Raw genomic sequence first — 18,068 nt, 5'->3', positions numbered from 1 at the left:
ATCTTACAAATATCTTTTATACCTTAATATAAAAATAGAGACATGGATACAATCGTCTCTGCCTCTATTTTCATACTCAATTATGCGTTTTTCTCGATGCCGCCTTGGCTCACTTGCCAAGCCGGTGCCTTCATCTTTAATTCAAATTGACCGACTAAGTAAGAGGAGATAATCGTCGTGAGAAAAGAGAATATCAACCGTGTCGGTGCAATGTAGGTAAGAGACAGTGTAAGTACAACTGCATCGGTAAAGAAGTAGGCGCGGGAAATGGGCCACTTTAATTTTTTCGAGATCACCATGGCCAGGGCGTCGTCGCCGCCGGCGCAGCCTCCGGCCGAGACGGCAATGCCGCAACCGCAGCCGATAAAGATCCCGCCGGCTATGGCAGCGAGAAGGGGCAGGTGATACAAACTGGGAAGGACCGGGCCCATAAAGTTAAAAATCCAGTAAAAGACGGAAAAGCCCAATGTGGCAACGGCCGACTTCTTTAAGAAGCATCTGCCCAACATGGAAAAGCCCAGGCCGTAACAAATGCCGTCCAGTATCGGCGAGACATAGGCCAAATTCAGCCCCACGACTTTCTTTAAAAACAGGCCCAAGCCCAAAACGCCGCCCTCGGTGATTTGAGAGGGTTCGTGGACATTGACCACGCCGAAAGCCATAATGGCGCAACCCAGCAGAATTTTGAAAAAATCTTTCTTCGTAAGTTCAAGGTTTCTCAGCAAAGAACTGAGCATAATTGTCACTCCTAATTCAAGGATTAGGGAACCAAAAAAAGACTGCCGTCTTAGGTTCTCCTAAATCGCAATCTTCGGATGGTGTCGATGCTTTTTGTTTTGCTGATTTTTTCTTGTAAAAACTCTGAGCCAACGGATAGGCTTAACGGCTCGAAAAATCCCACATCAGGCACTTTTCAAACACTCATCGCATACCCTGCATCAGATAAAAACTACCGATTAAATCGGCAACCACCGTAATAAAACAGTACCATCGCAATCAGTATACCACATACACTATTTCTTTTCAATCCTTTTCTCCCGCGATAGGGAAAAAGCGGGGACGCCGCCCCGCTTCAATTATTCTTTTACATCCAGAGAAATCCTGCCCCGTTCTTTATCCACTTTTTCGATGACCACCTTCATGCGGTCGCCGACTTTTAACAGATTGTAGATGGCGCGATTTCTCTTTCCTTTTAATTTTGTAATGTGCAATAGCCCTTCTTTTTTGACGCCGATGTCGATAAAGGCGCCGAAGTCCACGACGTTTTTCACCACGCCTTCCAGTTCCAGCCCGGGCACCAATTCTTCCATGGTGAGTGCCGAGCGGCGCAGGCCCACATCTTCCGTGTCGCCGCGGGGGTCGCGGCCCGGTTTTTCTAGCTCCCTGCGTATGTCTTCCACGGTAAAGGCGCCGGCATGGGCGAGGATTTCTCTTTCCTCGTCGGTGAGGCTTTCTTCCCTCAGGATCAATTCCGCCAAGTCGTAGGATTCCGGGTGCACGCCGGTGCGGTCCAGAATATTTTCTCCGTTTTGTATGCGCAAAAAGCCCGCCGATTGTTCAAAGGCCTTCTCGCCCAGGCCCTTCACCTTTTTGATCTCCCGGCGATTTTTAAAGGCCCCTTCGCTTTCCCGATAGGCCACGATGTTTTTCGCGAGATTCGGACCGATGCCCGCAACGAAACTCAAAAGGGAGGGCGATGCGGAATTAATGTCCACGCCCACTTCGTTGACGGCGCCTTCCACCACGCCCTGCAGGCGATCGTCCAGGGCTTTTTTGTCCAGATCGTGTTGGTATTGGCCCACGCCGATGTGCCGCGGCTCGATTTTCACCAGCTCCGCCAAGGGATCCTGAAGCCGCCTTGCGATGGAAATGGCGCCACGCACGGTAACGTCCAGATCGGGAAATTCTTCGATGCCCAGTTCCGATGCGGAATAAATGCTGGCGCCGTCTTCACTTACCACGGCATAGGCCACATCCCATTGCTTCTCTTCAATGAGACCCGAGACGAATTGCTCCGTTTCGTAGCTGGCCGTGCCGCTGCCGATGGAAATAAATTTCACGCCGTGCTTTTCGACGAGACCCTCGATGATTTTTTTCGCCTCTTCCACCCTTGGCTTTGGCGGCGCGGGAAAGATGACGGCGTTGTCTAAAAACTTTCCGTTTTCATCGACTACGGCAACCTTGCAGCCCGTGCGGTAGCCCGGGTCGAGGCCCAAGACCACGTAATGGCCCAGTGGCGGCATAAGGAGAAGAGGCTTTAAATTTTGTGCAAAGACCTCGATGGCATCGGCTTCGGCCCGCTCCTTTAAATCTCGGCGAATTTCCCGTTCCAACGAAGGAAAGAGGAGCCGCTTAAAGGCATCTTCCGCCATGGGAAGAAAGACTTCCCGCTTCTCGTCGTTAGGGCCTGCCACCTGAAGGATCATGGAGATCAACGTCTCTTCGCTGCACTGAATCTTTACCTTTACGGCGCCTTCCCCTTCCCCGCGATTCATGGCGAGGATGTTGTGGTTCTTCACCTCTTTTAGGGGCGCGGTGAAATCATCGTACATGCTGTAGGCGGGATCCGCTTCCTTCCCCGCTTCCGTCGTGAGCACGCCGCGGCGCCACAAATAGCTCTTAAGCAGGCGGCGTACCTTCGCATCGTTTGAGACGGCCTCAGCCACAATGTCGCTCACGCCTTTTAGAATCTCTTCTTTCTCTAAGCCTTCAAAGGCCTCTACCTCGCCTTCAAAATCCGTTAAAGACCCGTCAGACAAAAAGTTTTCCGCCAGAGGTCCCAAGCCTTTTTCCAGGGCATCGGTGGCTCGCGTTCGCCGCTTGGGCTTGTAGGGGCGATACAAATCCTCCAAGGACTGCATATCCCAAATGCCTTCAATGGTCGCCTTTAATTCTTCCGTGAGCTTGCCCTGGCCTTCGATGGTATTCAGCACCGTTTCCCGGCGATCCGCCACCTTCTCCAGTTCATTTTTTCTGCCTTCGATTTTACGAAGCACCTCGTCTTCAATGCCGCCGGTAACATCCTTTCGGTAGCGGGCGATAAAGGGCACGGTATTTCCCTCGTCTAAAAGTTTTAACGTGGCGTCCATTTTCTCCGAGGCGATATGAAATTCCTCGGCTAAAATCCTTCCGATAATCATGGTTCCTCCATTTAAAAAGAGAGGGCGAGCCTCTCTTCTCATTCATTCTTTCTATTGTTAAGCTTCCGCTTTATCTTCCAGATAGGCATTAATAAAGGGATCCAAATCCCCGTCCATGACCCGATTCACATCGCCCACTTCAGCGCCGGTGCGATGGTCTTTCACCATGGTGTAGGGTTGGAAAACATAGGAGCGGATCTGAGAGCCCCAGGCGATTTGGGCGTAATTCCCCGCCAGGTCCTCGATCTTTTCCTTTTGTTCCTCTTCTTTTAATGCCACGAGTTTAGCCTGAAGCATTTTCATGGCCTGCTCGCGGTTTTGAATTTGGCTGCGCTCGTTTTGGCATTGCACCACAATCCCCGTGGGAATGTGGGTAATGCGCACGGCGGAGTCGGTGGTGTTGACGTGTTGACCGCCGGCACCGGATGAACGATAGGTGTCGATTTTTAAATCGTCCTGATTGATCTCCACATCCATGTTGTCGTCCAGTTCCGGATAGACGTCCACGGAAGTAAAGGAAGTGTGGCGCTTTTTCGCCGCATCAAAGGGCGAGATGCGCACCAGGCGATGCACGCCTTTTTCCGACTTCAAGTAGCCGTAAGCGTGAGGCCCGGAAATCAGAAGCGTGGCCGATTTAATGCCCGCCTCGTCTTCTTCCAATATATCCAACACTTCCACGGAATAGCCCTTGCCTTCGGCATAGCGCGTATACATCCTTAAGAGCATATTCGCCCAGTCTTGGGCCTCCGTCCCGCCGGCGCCGGCGTGAATGGCGAGAATGGCATTGTTCATGTCGTACTCGCCGTTTAGAAGGGTTTGGATTTTAAAATCGTGGGCCTTTTCTTCAATGGCATCGAGATTTTTCTTGAGCTGATCGTAGAAACTGAAGTCATCTTCCTCTTCCATAAGCTCCAGCATCACGGCCGACTCTTCCATGGCTTCCACGAGTTCGTCGTACACATCGGTGCGGGATTTAATGGCATTTTGCTCGCGGATCACCTTTTGCGCCGCTTCGGAGTCATCCCAAAAGCCGGGCGCCATGGTTTTTTCCGTAAGCGCCTGATTCGTCTGCTTCAGACCCTCGATGTCGATGCTCTTGGCCAGTCGCTCCACCAGCTCTTCAACCGCTTCCAGGCGTCCCCGATCCAGAAATATATTTTGCTCCATAGGGATCCTTTCCTGATTTAGGCGTTTTTGCCGCAGCAGTGTTTATACTTTTTGCCGCTGCCGCAGGGGCAGGGATCGTTACGACCGACTTTTTTCTCCGTGCGACGAATGGGTTCTTGTACGCCGCTGTCGGGATTGACGGTTTTCACTTCCTTGGCCACTTGCTTGCGTTCCATCTTTTCGGGATTTTGCACGTGGAACATAATGCGCACGGTTTCTTCGCGAATGCTTTCGTTCATGGCTTCAAACATATCGAAGCCTTCTTCGGCATAGGCGCGCACCGGATCGATTTGACCGACGGCTCGGAGTCCGATCCCTTGACGCAATTGATCCATGGCATCGATGTGATCCATCCAGCGTTGGTCTACGACGCGCAGCAGAACGACACGTTCCACTTCGCGGAAGGCTTCTTCGCCGAATTCTTCCACCTTTTGGGCGTAAGCTTCTTTGGCTTCTTCCTTCATGAAGCGTTTAAGTTCATCGGCGCTTGCCTTTTCGTGGCCGTCCATAAAGTTTTCGTCGAAATCGAAGGCGGCCCGGCCGAAGCGGTAAATGCTTTCGTAGTCGATGTATTTTTCGTGTTTGTCGTTGACCTTCACGTTGAAGTCGATGGTGTCGTCGATTAAATCTTCCGTCATGGAGGCGATGTCGCCGGAAAGGTCGTCGCCCTTCAATACTTTTTCACGTTCCGTATAGATAACTTCCCGTTGCTTGTTCATGACGTCGTCATATTGCAAGACGTTTTTACGGATGCTGAAGTTGTTGCCTTCAACTTTCCGTTGGGCGGATTCGATGAGGCGGGTGAGCATTTTTGCTTCGATGGGCTCATCTTCCGGCGCATCGATGCCGTCCATGACCTTTTTGAAGCGGTCGCCGGCAAAGAGGCGGATAACGTCGTCTTCGGCGGAAATGTAGAACTTCGTGCTACCCTTGTCCCCTTGACGACCGGAACGACCCCGCAATTGATTGTCGATTCGACGGGATTCGTGGCGTTCGGTACCGATTATGTGCAAGCCGCCGGCGGCGATGACCTTTTCTTTTTCGGCGTCGGTTTCCACTTTAATTTCGTCCCGCAACTCGCTGAAGCGCTTTCTTGCTGCCAAGATTTCTTCATCGTCTGTATCAAAGTAGCTATCAGCCGCATCGATCATTTCCGGTTCAAAGCCCTCTCTGGCCATTTTTTCCTTGGCCATGTACTCGGGATTGCCCCCGAGGACGATGTCAGTCCCACGACCGGCCATGTTGGTGGCGATGGTCACGGCGCCGTAGCGACCGGCTTGGGCGACGATTTCAGATTCTTGTTTGTGGCGCTTCGCGTTTAATACCTTGTGAGGAATGCCGCGCTTTTTAAGATAGGAAGAAAGTTTTTCCGATTTTTCGATGGATACGGTACCCACAAGAATCGGCTGGCCCGTGGCGTGGCGACGGGCGATTTCATCGGCCACGGCGCGGAATTTCGCATCTTCCGAGCGATAAATGGCGTCGTCTTGGTCCACACGGATCACTTCTTTGTTGGTGGGAATTTCCACGACGTCGATGTTGTAGATTTCTCTAAATTCCGATTCTTCCGTCATGGCCGTACCGGTCATACCGGCGAGCTTTTTGTACATACGGAAGAAGTTTTGGAAGGTAACCGTCGCCAAGGTTTTCGATTCGGCCCGCACTTCGATGCCTTCCTTCGCTTCGATGGCTTGGTGCAAGCCTTCGGAGTAGCGACGGCCGTACATGAGACGACCGGTAAATTCGTCGACGATAATGATTTCGCCGTCGTCCACCACGTAGTCGATGTCTTTATGCATGGTGCCCTGAGCCTTTAAGGCTTGGTGGATGTGGTGGAGAAGCTCCGTATTGTCGGGATCCGTTAAATTGTCGATGCCGAAATATTTTTCAGCCCTTCCTTGGCCGATTTCGGTCAAGGTGGCGGTCTTTTGCTTTTCGTCGATGACGTAGTCTACGGTTTCTTCGCGGAATTCTCGGTTAAAGCGGTCTTCCGCTTCTTCCGCCTGATCCTTGACTCTGCTGGTCAAGGTGTCTACGAAGTTTTTCGCTTGGGTGTAGAGCTCTGTGGATTCATCCCCTTGACCGGAAATGATTAAGGGGGTACGGGCTTCGTCGATTAAGATGGAGTCCACTTCGTCCACGATACAGTAGTAGAGTTCCCGTTGAACTTGATTTTCCTGATAGACCACCATGTTGTCACGGAGGTAGTCGAAGCCGAATTCATTGTTGGTCCCGTAGGTAATGTCGGCGCCGTAGGCCACTTGCCGCTCTTCTGGCGTCATGTCGTGGAGAATGCAGCCCACAGTCATGCCTAAGAAGGAATAGACTTTTCCCATCCATTGCTTGTCACGTTCGGCCAAGTAGTCGTTGACCGTAACCACGTGGGCGCCCTTGCCGGCCAAAGCATTTAAGTAAGCGGGCAGGGTTGCGACCAAGGTCTTCCCTTCACCGGTTTTCATTTCGGCGATGCGGCCTTGGTGCAGTACAATCCCCCCGAGAATTTGCACGGGGAAGTGCTTCATCCCGAGAACCCGGTCGGCGGCTTCGCGAACCACGGCAAAGGCTTCGGGAAGGATGTCATCAAGGGACTCGCCGCCGGCGACGCGGCCTTTAAATTCGGTGGTCTTTTCTCTTAATTCTTCGTCGGTTAATTCTTGCATGGCACTGTCCAAAGCGAGGACTTTTTCCATGGTCGGGCGGATTTTTTTAATCTCCCGATTGGAGTAGGTGCCGAATATTTTATCTAATAGAGACATTTATACACGTTCCTTTCACTAACTTTTTATTTTAACAAATCTCGTCCGATCCCGCAACGAAAGGGGAATATTTCATCATTTATACACTTTCGGCGTCGTCTTTCGGCCGATGGTGGACGATGGCCACCATTTTTTCGCCTTCTTTAATTTTTCTGACGCGCTTTTCAAAATCCATGCGGGCCATCCAAATGGTGCGCTCGCAGCCCATGCAGGCCAGTTTTATATCCACGCCGGTACGCAAAATCTTCCACAGATTTTCGCCGCATGGGTGGCCTTTTTTCAAGGTGACCACGTCGCCTTCTTCGTAATACAGTCGGTTCATTTCACCTCTCCTTTAAAGGGGACCGCGTCGTAGCGGGCGATGGGTATGTTAATATTTTCCGCGTTCATGGCCTTGGCGATGGCTTTTCTCAGATCGTATTCGATGTCAAATTGATTGCGCGCCTCGTCCCAGGCCACCACGGTAATCTCGTAGCCGTTGGCGATAAAACCCGTCACGCCCCACACTTCCGTGGTGGACTTCGGGTATTTCTCTTTCAGCGATTTTGCCGCAGCTTCCACCACATGGATGACCCGGTCCGGATCTTCGCTGCGGTCGATGGGCACCACCACCTTGGCCCGCTTTTTTCCTCGCCCCCGATTGGTGACGATGCGGATGGCGGAATTGGGGACGGTGTGGAGGGTGCCGTCGAAATCGCGAATCACCGTGGCGCGAAAGCCCAAAGACACCACATAGCCTTTTTTGTCGGCGCATTCCACGTATTCGCCGACGGCAAATTGATCGTCGAAGATAATGAAAAAGCCATTGATAAAGTCTTTAATGATTTCCTGCGCCCCCATGGCGATGGCCAAGGAGCCGATCCCCGCCGTGGCAATTAAGGTGGATGTGTTGACCCGGCAAAGGTTTAAGAAGATCAACAGGGCCAGGCCGTAGATGCCGTATTTCGACGCATTCCCCGCCAAATGGGTTAAGGTAATAACCCGGCGCTTGTTTCGCACCGCTTTTTTCTCGCGATCGGCGATGTATTTGTTCAGAACTTTTCCGATAAGGCTCACGGCAATTCGCGAGACAAAAAAGAGAAAGATCCCGGCGAGGATCATGCCGGGAATACTTAATTTCCCCGGCGCCGTAAATAAAAAGGCTTTAATTTCAGCCATAACATCTCCCATCTGTTTATTCTCTATGTTTTAATTCCTGAATCTTATTCTTCCCGAAAGAAAAATGGGGCTTCAGACGATAAAAGGCCACGTGTTTGTGTTCGTAGGCGGCAAGGTAGCCGTCTTTTAAGAGGAGCTTTTCCTGATTGTCATCGAAGCGAATGTGCACAGGGGCCGAAGACATGGGCCGCGAGAGAATCTCCCGATTGCCGTAGGCGAAAAGCCCTTCATTCATTACCGCCAGTCGGTCCACATTGGCTTCCATCAGGTAGTGTTTCTTTTCCCTAAGCTTGCCGTCGTAGACGCTGAGCAAACCGCTGTGAAGGGAATAGAGACGGCTCTTGTACATGGTGACGTCGGATAAAATCGGCGTCTTTTGTGTAATCAGCTCCTTGTCCAAGCCGTACAAATGCTTTTCCGTCACCACCACAGGGTACTTCCCCATGACCATGCGCATGGCCACTTCCATGGGAAATTCCGTCGAGGCCATGGCGCCGCGATCGCCCTTTCCCTCTTCGCGATACACCGTGGTCTTATAGCCGTTGGCCGCGTTGGAAAGCTCCGTCACCACAAAGGACTTAGATGAATCGAAGCGGTAGTCCAAAATGTAATTCTTCGTCTGAAAAACTTCCGTGAGCCCCCCGCCGTCGGTGGCGACGAAAAGTTTCTCCCCGTCGTCGTAGCGGCAATGGAAAATCCGCGTGCCTTCTTGCACCCGGGCATTAAACAAGGTGCCGTCGATGCGGTAGGATTGCTTTTCCTTTCCGTCTTCGCCGAATACCGCCACTTTGTCCACGTCTTCGTCGTAGAGCATGGCGTCGGATTCGCCGAAAAAGGCCTTTTGCCCTTCGCCTAAGCGGTCCACCGTCTTTTTCCTGCCCTGTCTGTCGTAAAAGGCCAGGCGATCGCCGTCGAAGGTGGCCAGCACGCCGCCTTTTAAAATGCTCATATTTAAAATTTCCTGATCGGTCTTTACCTGAAACAAGGCGTCGGCTTTGCAGGGAAGCAGGCTCTTTCCTTTGATTCCCAAGCTCGCCGCGATTATAATAAAAAGAAAGAGGCCAATCCTCTTTTTAAATTTGCTCATAAAATCCTCCAGCACCATTATAACCAATGGAAAGAAAGATGGAAAGGCGGATAAACTGTGTTACTCAGAGATTCTAAAGGGATACGCTTTGCTGTATCGAAAAAGCCCTACGATTTTCGCGCCGCATTAGGCGAAGATCACTTCAAAAAAGACACCGCCCGTTTTCTTCACGACCTCGGCGTCGAAGCAATGGACGTGTATTATATGAACCAAACCCACTCCGATCACGTGGCCCTCATCGACGGTGCCCGCCGCGGCGACGATTACTTCGGCTACCGCATTGTAGCTGATACCGACGCCATGATTACAAATCAAAAGCACCTGGCTCTCGTTACACGCATTTCCGACTGCACGCCGGTGCTCCTTTACGACCCGGCGAAGGCCGCCATGGCCTCCATTCACGCGGGCTGGCGCTCCACGGTACAGAAATTGCCGGCGAAGGCCCTCTCTGCCATGATGGAGCATTACGGCACGGACCCGAAGGATGTCTTGGTCTTTATCGGGCCCTGCATCGGTCCCGAAAGCTTTCAGGTGGGCAAGGAAGTAAGCGCCCTTTGGCGAGCGGCATTTGCTTTTGCAAGTGATGTCATCTCTCCTGACGATGCAACCCACGACTTTATCGACATGAAACAAACCAACGCCCGCATGCTTCGTGAAGTCGGCGTCTTGGCAGAAAACATCGACATCGATCCCGCCGATACCCTCACCGATTCCCGCTACCATTCGTTTCGCCGGGACGCGCCGGATTTCGGGAGCAATGCTTTATTTTCGATTCTTCTTTAAAAAGGGCTTGACATTTTTCTTACATCCCCGTATACTAATCAAGAACTCAATTGCGGGGGTGTAGCTCACTTGGGAGAGCGCTTGAATGGCATTCAAGAGGTAAGGAGTTCGATTCTCCTCATCTCCACCACAGTCGCCTACAGGGCGACTTTTTTTATGCCCTTTTAACGAAACTTTGACATATGAAAGGGCCCTTTCGCAAACTGCGCTCGGTCATCTGTTATAATATTTTAAGAAAGGATGTGACTTATGGGGGATTCAATTGTTATTTTCGACTCCGGCCTCGGCGGCGTCACGGCGCTTTTAGAAGCGATTCGCGCCATGCCCTCGGAGCACTTTATTTATTACGGGGACACGGCCCACGTGCCCTACGGCCCGAAGGATGCCGAAGAAATTCGCGGCTATTTGGATCACATGATGGAGGCCACACGCCCCTATTCGCCGAAAGCCGTACTCCTCGCCTGCAACACGGCCACGGTCACATCCGCCGATTACCTGAGGGAGAAATACACCCTGCCCATTGTAGGCATGGAGCCCGCCGTTAAGCCCGCCATCGAACACGATGTGGACCTAAAGCGGATCCTGGTGCTTTCCACGGAGGGCACGGGAAAGAGCGCCCGCCTGCGCCGCCTCGTCGAAAAATTCGACGACGACCGCCTGGTAGACATTCTGCCTCTGCCGAATTTGGTGGATTTCGCCGAGCGGCTGGAGTTTAACACCGACGCCGTGCGCTACGACATGGAAACCATTCTCGCCTCCTATCCATTGGAAGAATACGGCGCCTTGGTCTTGGGCTGCACCCATTTTATTTGGTATCGGGATCTTTTCCGCGAACTGCTACCCGCCCACATGGAAATTTTAGACGGCAACGGCGCCACGGTGCGCCAGCTCATGCGAAAACTGGGCGGAAACATTAAAAAGGAAGGAGAGGGGAAATTGCAAATGGCTTTTACAGGCAAACTAACAGAGGACACGGCGGCATTTTTGCGCCGCACGGTGCCCATGAAAATCGAATTTATTTCCCCGGGCACAGACAATGACTGATCGCGTCTTTGAATCCAATCGGGATCTGGTTTTAATTCCCGCCTACGAGCCCGACGAAAGCCTTCTTTCATTTGCAAAGGCCCTTCTCGCCAAAAAGCTTCAGGTGCTCGTCGTTGACGACGGAAGCGGCGAGGCCTTTAAACCTCTCTTCGATCAACTACCCGACGAGGTCACGCTTCTATCTTACGAAACCAATCGAGGCAAGGGCTACGCCATGAAGTATGCCATGGAAAAGATCGCCTCTTCCATGCCCGATGTGGAATTTATCGTTACCGCCGATGCCGACGGCCAGCACAGCCCCGAAGATACCCTGCGCATTCTCAAGGCGGTACACGAAAATCCGAACGCCCTCGTATTGGGCGTGCGGGATTTTCCCGAGAACACGCCCCTACGCTCCCGCGTCGGCAATCGCCTCACGGCGAAATTTTTCGGCTACCTTTCCGGCATCAAGGATTTGGACGACACCCAAACGGGCCTTCGAGCCTTCAGCACCGAGCATTTGGATCTGCTCCTTGCCACGAAGGGCGAGCGCTACGAATACGAAATGCGCCAGCTCATGGACTGGGCGAAAAGCCCCTATCCCCTGGTGCAGGTGCCCATCGAAACCATTTACAGGGACAAGGAAAACTCCACATCCCACTACGATGCCGTGAAAGATTCGGCGCGGATCTTTCGCAGCCTCTTGGATAACGGAGAAGCCGTGCTCTTTACAATTAGCGGCATCATTAGCTTCACCCTGGACTTTCTGCTTTTTAATTTATTTTATTACCTTGCCCGCCCTTTCAATATCCCCTATGCTCTGACCATTCCCAATGTGGCGGCTCGGCTCATCAGCGCCAATTTAAATTTCTACTTAAACCGCAATTACGTCTTTGAATCCAACGATCCCTTAATCGAAGATTTCTTGCAGTACGCCGCCCTCGTCGCCCTCCTTCTTGCGGCAAACAGCCTGCTCTTAAGTTTCTACGGCCATGTCTTAGGCCTTCAAGCCACGGCAGCGAAACTCTGCGTGGAAATTACCGTATTCGTCATCAGTTATCTTGTCCAACATTTTTATATCTTCGCCAAGAAAAAATAAAGCACGTCGCCGGCCTTTCGCGTGAAATATGTCTCACCATTCACGAAACGCTATTGCGCGACGTGCTTTCTGTGTTATAATGTGAAAATTACTTTTGGAGGTAATTTATGCACATTAAAGAATTTTTTTCACCCAATCACACACGACTCTCATTTGAAATCTTTCCCCCGAATCAACGAATGTCTTTGAAGGCCGTTATGGCCTCAGCTGCGCGCATGGCGGCCTACGAGCCCGACTTTATGTCCGTCACCTTTAAGGCCGACGGCAGCGGCGGCGATCAAACCATTCAAATTTCAAATGCCGTCAGTGAAGTGATGGGAATTCCCTCCATCGCACACCTGACCTGCTCGGGCATTCCGAAAACGGAGCTTCCCGCCATTTACGACGAACTCACGGCAAACAAAGTAAAGAACATTCTCGTCTTAGGCGGCGACTCCGCCCGGGAGCTGGGCGAGGACGCTTACTTGCCCTATGCCAAAGACATGGTGGAATACTTCCGCGAACGCGGCGATTTTACCATCGGCGCCGCCTGCTTCCCCGAGGGCAACGACCCCGCCCTTTCCATGGACGAAGAACTGCGTCAGTTAAAGGAAAAGGTGGACATGGGCGTGGACTTTTTAACCACGCAAATGTTCTTCGACAACGAGGTCTTTTACCGCTTTTTGGAAAAGGCCCACGCCATAGGCATCGACGTGCCTATTTTAGCCGGCATTATGCCCATTACAAGCGCCGGGCAAGTGCGCCGCATCAAGGATTTAAGCGATGCCGCCCTGCCCGATCCCCTCTTGCGCATGGTGGATCGCTTTAAAGACAATCCCGACGCCATGTTCGATGCGGGGCTAACCTATTCCGAAAGTCAAATGGCGGATCTCGTGGCTGCAGGCGTCAGCGGTATTCACGTCTACACCATGAATAAGCCGGCCATTCCGGAGCGGATCGTCCGCGATTTAGGCCGCCTTTTCCATGCTTGATCTGGCGTCCATTCACGACGTGCCCGCCCTCGATCTCGAGGATTTACGGCGCAGAGAAATATACCGCTACCTGCGCCTGGAGGGAAATTCCCCCGACGATGCCACCTCCGCCGATGTGGAGCGGAATTTGTTGCGCCTCAAAGACACGGTGGATGTACGCGCCGTGGCTTCCCTTCGTCCCATAACGAAACAAGACGGCGCCATCGTCTTCGGCGACTTTTCTACTGAAAGTGAAATGCTTCAAAAGAATATGAAGACCAGCGAATACGCCCTTCTCTTCGCCATGACCTTGGGCCCCGCCGTGGACCGGCTGATCAGCCGCCTGCTTATTACATCGAAGGCCGACGCTTTTATTACCGACGCCTGCTGCTGCGAGTACTTAGAAAGTTACGCCAATCACTACTGCGCCCAAGTGCGGGACGAAGCGGCGCAACAGGGCTTTTTTGGCCATCCCCGCTTCTCCCCCGGCTTCGCCGATTTCGGTTTGGAATTTCAGTGGCCCTTGATTCGCAGTTTGCAGGCGGATAAAAAAATGCATATCGCCCTGACAGAAGGCAATATGCTCGTCCCGACAAAAACTATTACCGCCCTTATGGGTTTGGATCGGAGGAATCTATGACATCCCTATTGGATTCATTAAAAAAGGGCCGCCTCTACTACGACGGCGCCTGCGGCACCTACTTACAGGCACAGGGCTTGGAGGCCGGGGCCCTGCCGGAGATTTTAAACATCGACGCACCCGAAGTCATCGTTGATATGCACCGAGCCTATTTAAAAAGCGGCGCGGACATTATCCTCACCAATACCTTCGGCGCCAACCGCTTTAAGTTTTCGGATGACCACGTGTCCGTCGAAACGGTGGTGGCTGCCGCCGTGGCCAACGGAAAAGCCGCCGTGAATCTGGAAGGCCACGGCTACGTGTCTCTGGACATCGGACCCTTGGGAAAAATTCTGGCGCCTTTGGGGGATGTGCCCTTTGAAGACGCCTACGATTGTTTTAAGGAAATCGTCTTGGCCGGTGCCGCGGCCGGGGCGGATTTAATTACCATCGAGACCATGTCCGATACCTACGAGATTAAAGCGGCCCTACTCGCCGCCAAAGAAAATTCGGATCTTCCCGTCTTCGTCACCGCCGCCTTTCAGGAAGACGGACGCCTCTTAACGGGCTGCGACATGGACGCCTTTGTGGAAATGACCACAGCCTTAGGTGCCGATGCCATCGGCATGAACTGCTCCTTCGGCCCGGTGCAAACCCTGCCCCTTATGGAAAAAATGACGTCCCTCGCCACCATCCCCGTCATCGTGAGCCCCAATGCCGGTCTGCCGAGCATAAAAGACGGAAAAACCACCTACGACATCGACGCCGAGGCCTTTTCCGATTACATGATTCAGTTTGCGGAGATGGGCGTGGGCGTACTCGGCGGCTGCTGCGGCACCCTTCCCGCCTACATCGAAAAAACCGTGGAGAAAACCCGCGCCATTGAGGTCACCCCGCCGAAGGGGCGCCCCCGATCTGCCGTAAGCTCCTACACCCATGTCGTGGACTTCGACGAAAAGCCGGTGATGATCGGCGAGCGGCTCAATCCCACGGGAAAAAAATACCTTCAGCAGGCCCTGAAGGATCGCCACACCTCGGCGGTGCTGGCCATCGCCTTGGAAGAGGAAGAAGACGGCGCCCACGTCTTGGACGTCAATGTGGGCGTGCCCGGCCTTGACGAAGTGGCGGTGCTGCCGGAAATTATCCGCGCCCTGCAAGGGGTGTGCGATCTGCCACTGGCCATCGACACCAGCAACCCCGATGCCATGGAAGCTGCCGCCCGCATCTACAACGGCCGGCCCTTACTTAATTCCGTGAGCGGCAAAAAATCCACCATGGACGCCGTCTTTCCCGTGGCGAAAAAATACGGCGGACTTTGCGTGGCCCTTCTCTTAGACGACGAGGGCATACCGAAAACGGTGGAAAAGCGCATGGCCATCGTGGATGCCATCCTCGAAGAAGGCGCCCTCTACGGCCTGGGGCCCGAAGCGTTTCTTTTCGACCCCTTGGCCATGACCATCTCCAGCCAAAAAGACGGCGCCGTCGTGGTTCTCGAAACCTTGCGCCGTTTGAAAGCCCGCGGCCTTCACTCCACCTTGGGCGTGTCCAATATTTCCTTCGGCCTGCCCAATCGGGAGCTCATTAACAGCAATTTCTACGCCATGTGCCTTTCCGCCGGGCTCAGTGCAGGGATCGTGAATCCCTCCTCGGCCCTTATGCAAAAGGCCTACAAATCCTCCATGGCCCTTTTAGGCTGCGATCCGGATTTCAGCGATTTCATCGCCGCCTTTACGGAAGAAGAAAAAACCGCGGCTCACGCCGGCGACCGGGATCTTTCCTACGCCATCGAAAAGGGCCTGAGCAAAGATGCCAAGGACATGACCGTGGCCCTTCTTTCCGATCACAGCCCCATCGACATTATTAACGGCTACTTGGTTCCCTCTCTGGACAAAGTGGGCCGAGGCTTTGAGGAAAAGACCCTCTTCCTGCCCCAGCTCCTTCGCGCCGCCGATGCCGCCGCCGCGGCCTTTACGGTGATCCGCGCCAAAATGGACGAAGAAGGCAATGTGGCCGAAAACAAAGGCCGCATTCTCGTGGCCACGGTGAAAGGCGACATTCACGACATCGGAAAAAACATCGTGAAGGCCCTTTTGGAAAACTACGGCTTCGATATCTTGGACTTGGGAAAAGATGTCTCGCCGGAAAAAATCGTGGCGGCGGTGAAAGAAGAGCACATTCCCCTCGTGGGCCTCTCCGCTCTCATGACCACCACGGTGCCCTTTATGGAAGAGACCATCGACCTTCTGAAAAAACAAGCCCCCGACACAAAGGTTATGGTCGGCGGCGCCGTCTTAACGGAAGACTATGCCCAAGAAATCGGTGCCCACGTTTATTGCAAAGACGCCATGGCTTCCGTGCGCTTTGCGGAAACATTTTTTGAAGACAAGTAAATTACAACATAGAAAAAGCGAGCCTGTGCTCGCTTCGAAGCGATGGGTAAGGAAAGGAGAATCACATGATTCACCTTTCCTTTTTTATGGCCTCAAATCTACTTAAACGCTAAATCGTCAACGATTAAAAACTGTCGGCTGATTCCGCGCCATAAAAAAAAGATAAATTCGACTAAAGACGGTATTTGTCTGCAATCGGGAATAAGTGAAGCTCGCCTTATTTTAATAAGAAGCCCCTGAAAAAATTGTCAGAACTATGAACCCCGGCACGAATATACTAGTGAAAGGAGGAAATATGGAGACTAAAGAATTGATAAAAAGGCTGAAGAACAGAGATGAAGACGCGTTGTACGTCGTCATCGAATTATATGGGAAAGTGTTAAAAGGCGTTATTTCAAAAACACTTTGGAAATACCCGAGCCTTTGGGACGAGGCGATGAATGATTCTCTTCTAAGTATCTGGCAAAATATCGACTATTTTGATTCGTCGAGATCGTCTTTTAAAAATTGGTGTGCTGCGGTTTCAAAATACAAAGCCATCGATTTGCTCCGAAGAGAAAGCAAATTTGAAGCTATTCTTCTCGACGAAAATTCCGCGTCAAAAGATTCCGACGTCCATTCCAATTTAGAAATACAAGAGATTCTATCCGCCTTAAACGATGAGGATAAAAAACTCTTTGAAAATATTTTTATTCGCGGGCTTTCCTATGGCGAGGCGGCATCGGAGCAACATATTTCCACGGAAAATGCCTATCAAAAGGTTAGCAGGGCGAGGAAGCTTTTAAGAAGATGGAGAGGTGAAAATGTATGAAAGATAATCTCTACGATCGATTGAACGATATGAAAATAGAATACGAAGAGGTTCCTCTCAAAGATTTTGAAAGAGAAAATCTCAAAAAGGTGGTGAAGAAATTGAAACGCAACAACAAGAGGCAACTTTTCGTCAGAAAAACAGGAGCGATCGCGGCCATATTGCTATTGGCCTTTGGCGTTACGAACTATGCATCCGACGGCTATGTTTTGGCAAAGACGAGAGAGATCACGGACAACATCACACTGAGTTTGTCGAGTGCAATGGGTCTTTCAGCCGATGTAGACAAGTATAGCGTCAAATTACATGAACCCTTCGAAATCGACGGCAAAAAATATGTTTTGGATACCATCACGACAGAGGACAATAATCTCTACGCCGTGCTTTTGAGCTTCAATGGTCCAGGTGAAAAGCTGTCGGAGGGTGCCAACTTAGCGGAGCTTAAAGTAAACGGAAAAAAAGTCAGCGTCCTCGGCTCAAGCGGCCAGGAAGGAAATTTGCCGGGCAAGCCCAATGTAACCGCCACATCTTTAATATATTCCTTGGAAAGTCCCCTACCGAAGGAAGGCACGGCACAGCTGGAGTTTATCTTTGACACGCTTTTAGGCAACAGCAAAAAAATTTCTATTACTACCCATGTGGATATGGCGAAGATGAAAATGGAGAAAAGGATCATCGCAAAAGATTTTGCCGTACCGAATTCAAATGGGATTATGATTAAAGAATTCACCATGAGCCCGGCTTCACAAAAAATGATACTCACCTATCCGCCATCGGCGAAGGACACTATTTTTTCAGTGAAGGCGAGAGATTCCAAAGGTCGCTTGGTTTATTTTGAAACGATCGAAGCAGATGAAAACACGTCGACCCTCTACTTCTCACCGGTTACCAGCGAAGTCACTGCCGATGAATTGTTAAACGACATCACATCATTGAACTGTCAATTATACAAAGCGGAACTTTCAAACCGTAGCGGGAAAGAATCCGATGGGGAACGGGCGATAGGCGACGAATTTACCTTTAATTTGTCTCCAAGCAAATGAATCCTGCCTTTTCGTAAAATGAACGTTTTTGATCGTATAAAA

At 51.7% G+C, this 18,068-nt stretch carries 15 protein-coding genes and 1 tRNA gene; 9 read left to right on the top strand and 7 right to left on the bottom strand.

What is annotated here, in order from left to right; translation table 11 throughout:
- Positions 1 to 80: 80 nt before the first annotated feature.
- From WKT05_RS03205 to WKT05_RS03175, 7 genes are all read right to left on the bottom strand, one after another.
- Positions 81 to 737, bottom strand: coding sequence for a YitT family protein (locus WKT05_RS03205; protein WP_215507847.1), 657 nt, complete (start codon positions 735 to 737; stop codon positions 81 to 83).
- A 339-nt stretch (positions 738 to 1,076) separates the two neighbouring features.
- Entirely contained in the window at positions 1,077 to 3,140 is a 2,064-nt protein-coding gene (locus WKT05_RS03200; RefSeq protein ID WP_340412878.1) for a Tex family protein, read from the bottom strand.
- A gap of 57 nt (positions 3,141 to 3,197) precedes the next feature.
- Positions 3,198 to 4,307, bottom strand: a complete 1,110-nt coding sequence (gene prfB, locus WKT05_RS03195) for a peptide chain release factor 2 (RefSeq protein WP_215507845.1) — start codon at positions 4,305 to 4,307, stop codon at positions 3,198 to 3,200.
- A 17-nt stretch (positions 4,308 to 4,324) separates the two neighbouring features.
- A complete protein-coding gene (gene secA / locus WKT05_RS03190; protein ID WP_340412877.1) occupies positions 4,325 to 7,063 on the bottom strand; it encodes a preprotein translocase subunit SecA in 2,739 nt (912 codons plus the stop codon).
- A gap of 79 nt (positions 7,064 to 7,142) precedes the next feature.
- On the bottom strand, positions 7,143 to 7,385 hold the full coding sequence (locus tag WKT05_RS03185) for a DUF951 domain-containing protein (protein WP_215507841.1): 243 nt from the start codon (positions 7,383 to 7,385) through the stop codon (positions 7,143 to 7,145).
- Positions 7,382 to 8,221, bottom strand: coding sequence for a mechanosensitive ion channel family protein (locus WKT05_RS03180; RefSeq protein ID WP_340412876.1), 840 nt, complete (start codon positions 8,219 to 8,221; stop codon positions 7,382 to 7,384). Before WKT05_RS03180 ends, WKT05_RS03185 begins: the two co-directional genes overlap by 4 nt.
- Before the next feature lie 16 nt (positions 8,222 to 8,237).
- Complete coding sequence (locus WKT05_RS03175) at positions 8,238 to 9,308, bottom strand: hypothetical protein (protein ID WP_340412875.1); 1,071 nt, start codon at positions 9,306 to 9,308, stop codon at positions 8,238 to 8,240.
- Between the two features lie 57 nt (positions 9,309 to 9,365).
- Here WKT05_RS03175 and pgeF point away from each other — a divergent pair, with 57 nt between their 5' ends.
- The 9 genes from pgeF to WKT05_RS03130 all read left to right on the top strand — a co-directional run bounded on the left by pgeF (position 9,366) and on the right by WKT05_RS03130 (position 18,026).
- Entirely contained in the window at positions 9,366 to 10,091 is a 726-nt protein-coding gene (gene pgeF, locus WKT05_RS03170; protein ID WP_340412874.1) for a peptidoglycan editing factor PgeF, read from the top strand.
- A 54-nt stretch (positions 10,092 to 10,145) separates the two neighbouring features.
- Positions 10,146 to 10,221: transfer RNA gene (locus tag WKT05_RS03165), tRNA-Ala, on the top strand.
- Positions 10,222 to 10,340: 119 nt separating this feature from the next.
- Positions 10,341 to 11,135, top strand: a complete 795-nt coding sequence (gene murI / locus WKT05_RS03160) for a glutamate racemase (RefSeq protein WP_340412873.1) — start codon at positions 10,341 to 10,343, stop codon at positions 11,133 to 11,135.
- Positions 11,128 to 12,213 (top strand): glycosyltransferase, encoded by a 1,086-nt coding sequence (locus WKT05_RS03155; RefSeq protein ID WP_340412872.1) that lies wholly within the window; start codon positions 11,128 to 11,130, stop codon positions 12,211 to 12,213. The genes murI and WKT05_RS03155 overlap by 8 nt, the downstream gene beginning before the upstream one ends.
- 107 nt (positions 12,214 to 12,320) lie before the next feature.
- Positions 12,321 to 13,184, top strand: a complete 864-nt coding sequence (locus WKT05_RS03150; protein WP_340412871.1) for a methylenetetrahydrofolate reductase — start codon at positions 12,321 to 12,323, stop codon at positions 13,182 to 13,184.
- Positions 13,177 to 13,803, top strand: a complete 627-nt coding sequence (locus WKT05_RS03145) for a hypothetical protein (RefSeq protein ID WP_340412870.1) — start codon at positions 13,177 to 13,179, stop codon at positions 13,801 to 13,803. Before WKT05_RS03150 ends, WKT05_RS03145 begins: the two co-directional genes overlap by 8 nt.
- Positions 13,800 to 16,172 (top strand): homocysteine S-methyltransferase family protein, encoded by a 2,373-nt coding sequence (locus WKT05_RS03140; RefSeq protein WP_340412869.1) that lies wholly within the window; start codon positions 13,800 to 13,802, stop codon positions 16,170 to 16,172. Before WKT05_RS03145 ends, WKT05_RS03140 begins: the two co-directional genes overlap by 4 nt.
- A gap of 295 nt (positions 16,173 to 16,467) precedes the next feature.
- Positions 16,468 to 16,983, top strand: a complete 516-nt coding sequence (locus WKT05_RS03135; protein ID WP_340412868.1) for a sigma-70 family RNA polymerase sigma factor — start codon at positions 16,468 to 16,470, stop codon at positions 16,981 to 16,983.
- The gene (locus WKT05_RS03130) at positions 16,980 to 18,026 is read left to right on the top strand and encodes a DUF4179 domain-containing protein (protein WP_340412867.1); all 1,047 of its coding nucleotides are present in this window, start codon (positions 16,980 to 16,982) and stop codon (positions 18,024 to 18,026) included. The genes WKT05_RS03135 and WKT05_RS03130 overlap by 4 nt, the downstream gene beginning before the upstream one ends.
- Positions 18,027 to 18,068 lie beyond the last annotated feature (42 nt).

The organism is Peptoniphilus sp. HCN-40583, assembly GCF_037892835.1.
GTDB lineage: Bacteria > Bacillota > Clostridia > Tissierellales > Peptoniphilaceae > Aedoeadaptatus > Aedoeadaptatus rachelemmaiella.
The sequence above is the reverse complement of the archived record's forward strand: the minus strand, read 5'-3'. Positions and strand labels throughout refer to the sequence as shown.

Coding starts and splice junctions, on each gene's coding strand:
- WKT05_RS03145 (WP_340412870.1), top strand. CDS start 13,177: ATGCTTGATCTGGCGTCCATTCACGACGTGCCCGCCCTCGATCTCGAG.
- WKT05_RS03175 (WP_340412875.1), bottom strand. CDS start 9,308: ATGAGCAAATTTAAAAAGAGGATTGGCCTCTTTCTTTTTATTATAATC.
- WKT05_RS03130 (WP_340412867.1), top strand. CDS start 16,980: ATGAAAGATAATCTCTACGATCGATTGAACGATATGAAAATAGAATAC.
- WKT05_RS03155 (WP_340412872.1), top strand. CDS start 11,128: ATGACTGATCGCGTCTTTGAATCCAATCGGGATCTGGTTTTAATTCCC.
- prfB (WP_215507845.1), bottom strand. CDS start 4,307: ATGGAGCAAAATATATTTCTGGATCGGGGACGCCTGGAAGCGGTTGAA.
- WKT05_RS03185 (WP_215507841.1), bottom strand. CDS start 7,385: ATGAACCGACTGTATTACGAAGAAGGCGACGTGGTCACCTTGAAAAAA.
- WKT05_RS03140 (WP_340412869.1), top strand. CDS start 13,800: ATGACATCCCTATTGGATTCATTAAAAAAGGGCCGCCTCTACTACGAC.
- murI (WP_340412873.1), top strand. CDS start 10,341: ATGGGGGATTCAATTGTTATTTTCGACTCCGGCCTCGGCGGCGTCACG.
- WKT05_RS03200 (WP_340412878.1), bottom strand. CDS start 3,140: ATGATTATCGGAAGGATTTTAGCCGAGGAATTTCATATCGCCTCGGAG.
- WKT05_RS03150 (WP_340412871.1), top strand. CDS start 12,321: ATGCACATTAAAGAATTTTTTTCACCCAATCACACACGACTCTCATTT.
- WKT05_RS03180 (WP_340412876.1), bottom strand. CDS start 8,221: ATGGCTGAAATTAAAGCCTTTTTATTTACGGCGCCGGGGAAATTAAGT.
- WKT05_RS03205 (WP_215507847.1), bottom strand. CDS start 737: ATGCTCAGTTCTTTGCTGAGAAACCTTGAACTTACGAAGAAAGATTTT.
- WKT05_RS03135 (WP_340412868.1), top strand. CDS start 16,468: ATGGAGACTAAAGAATTGATAAAAAGGCTGAAGAACAGAGATGAAGAC.
- secA (WP_340412877.1), bottom strand. CDS start 7,063: ATGTCTCTATTAGATAAAATATTCGGCACCTACTCCAATCGGGAGATT.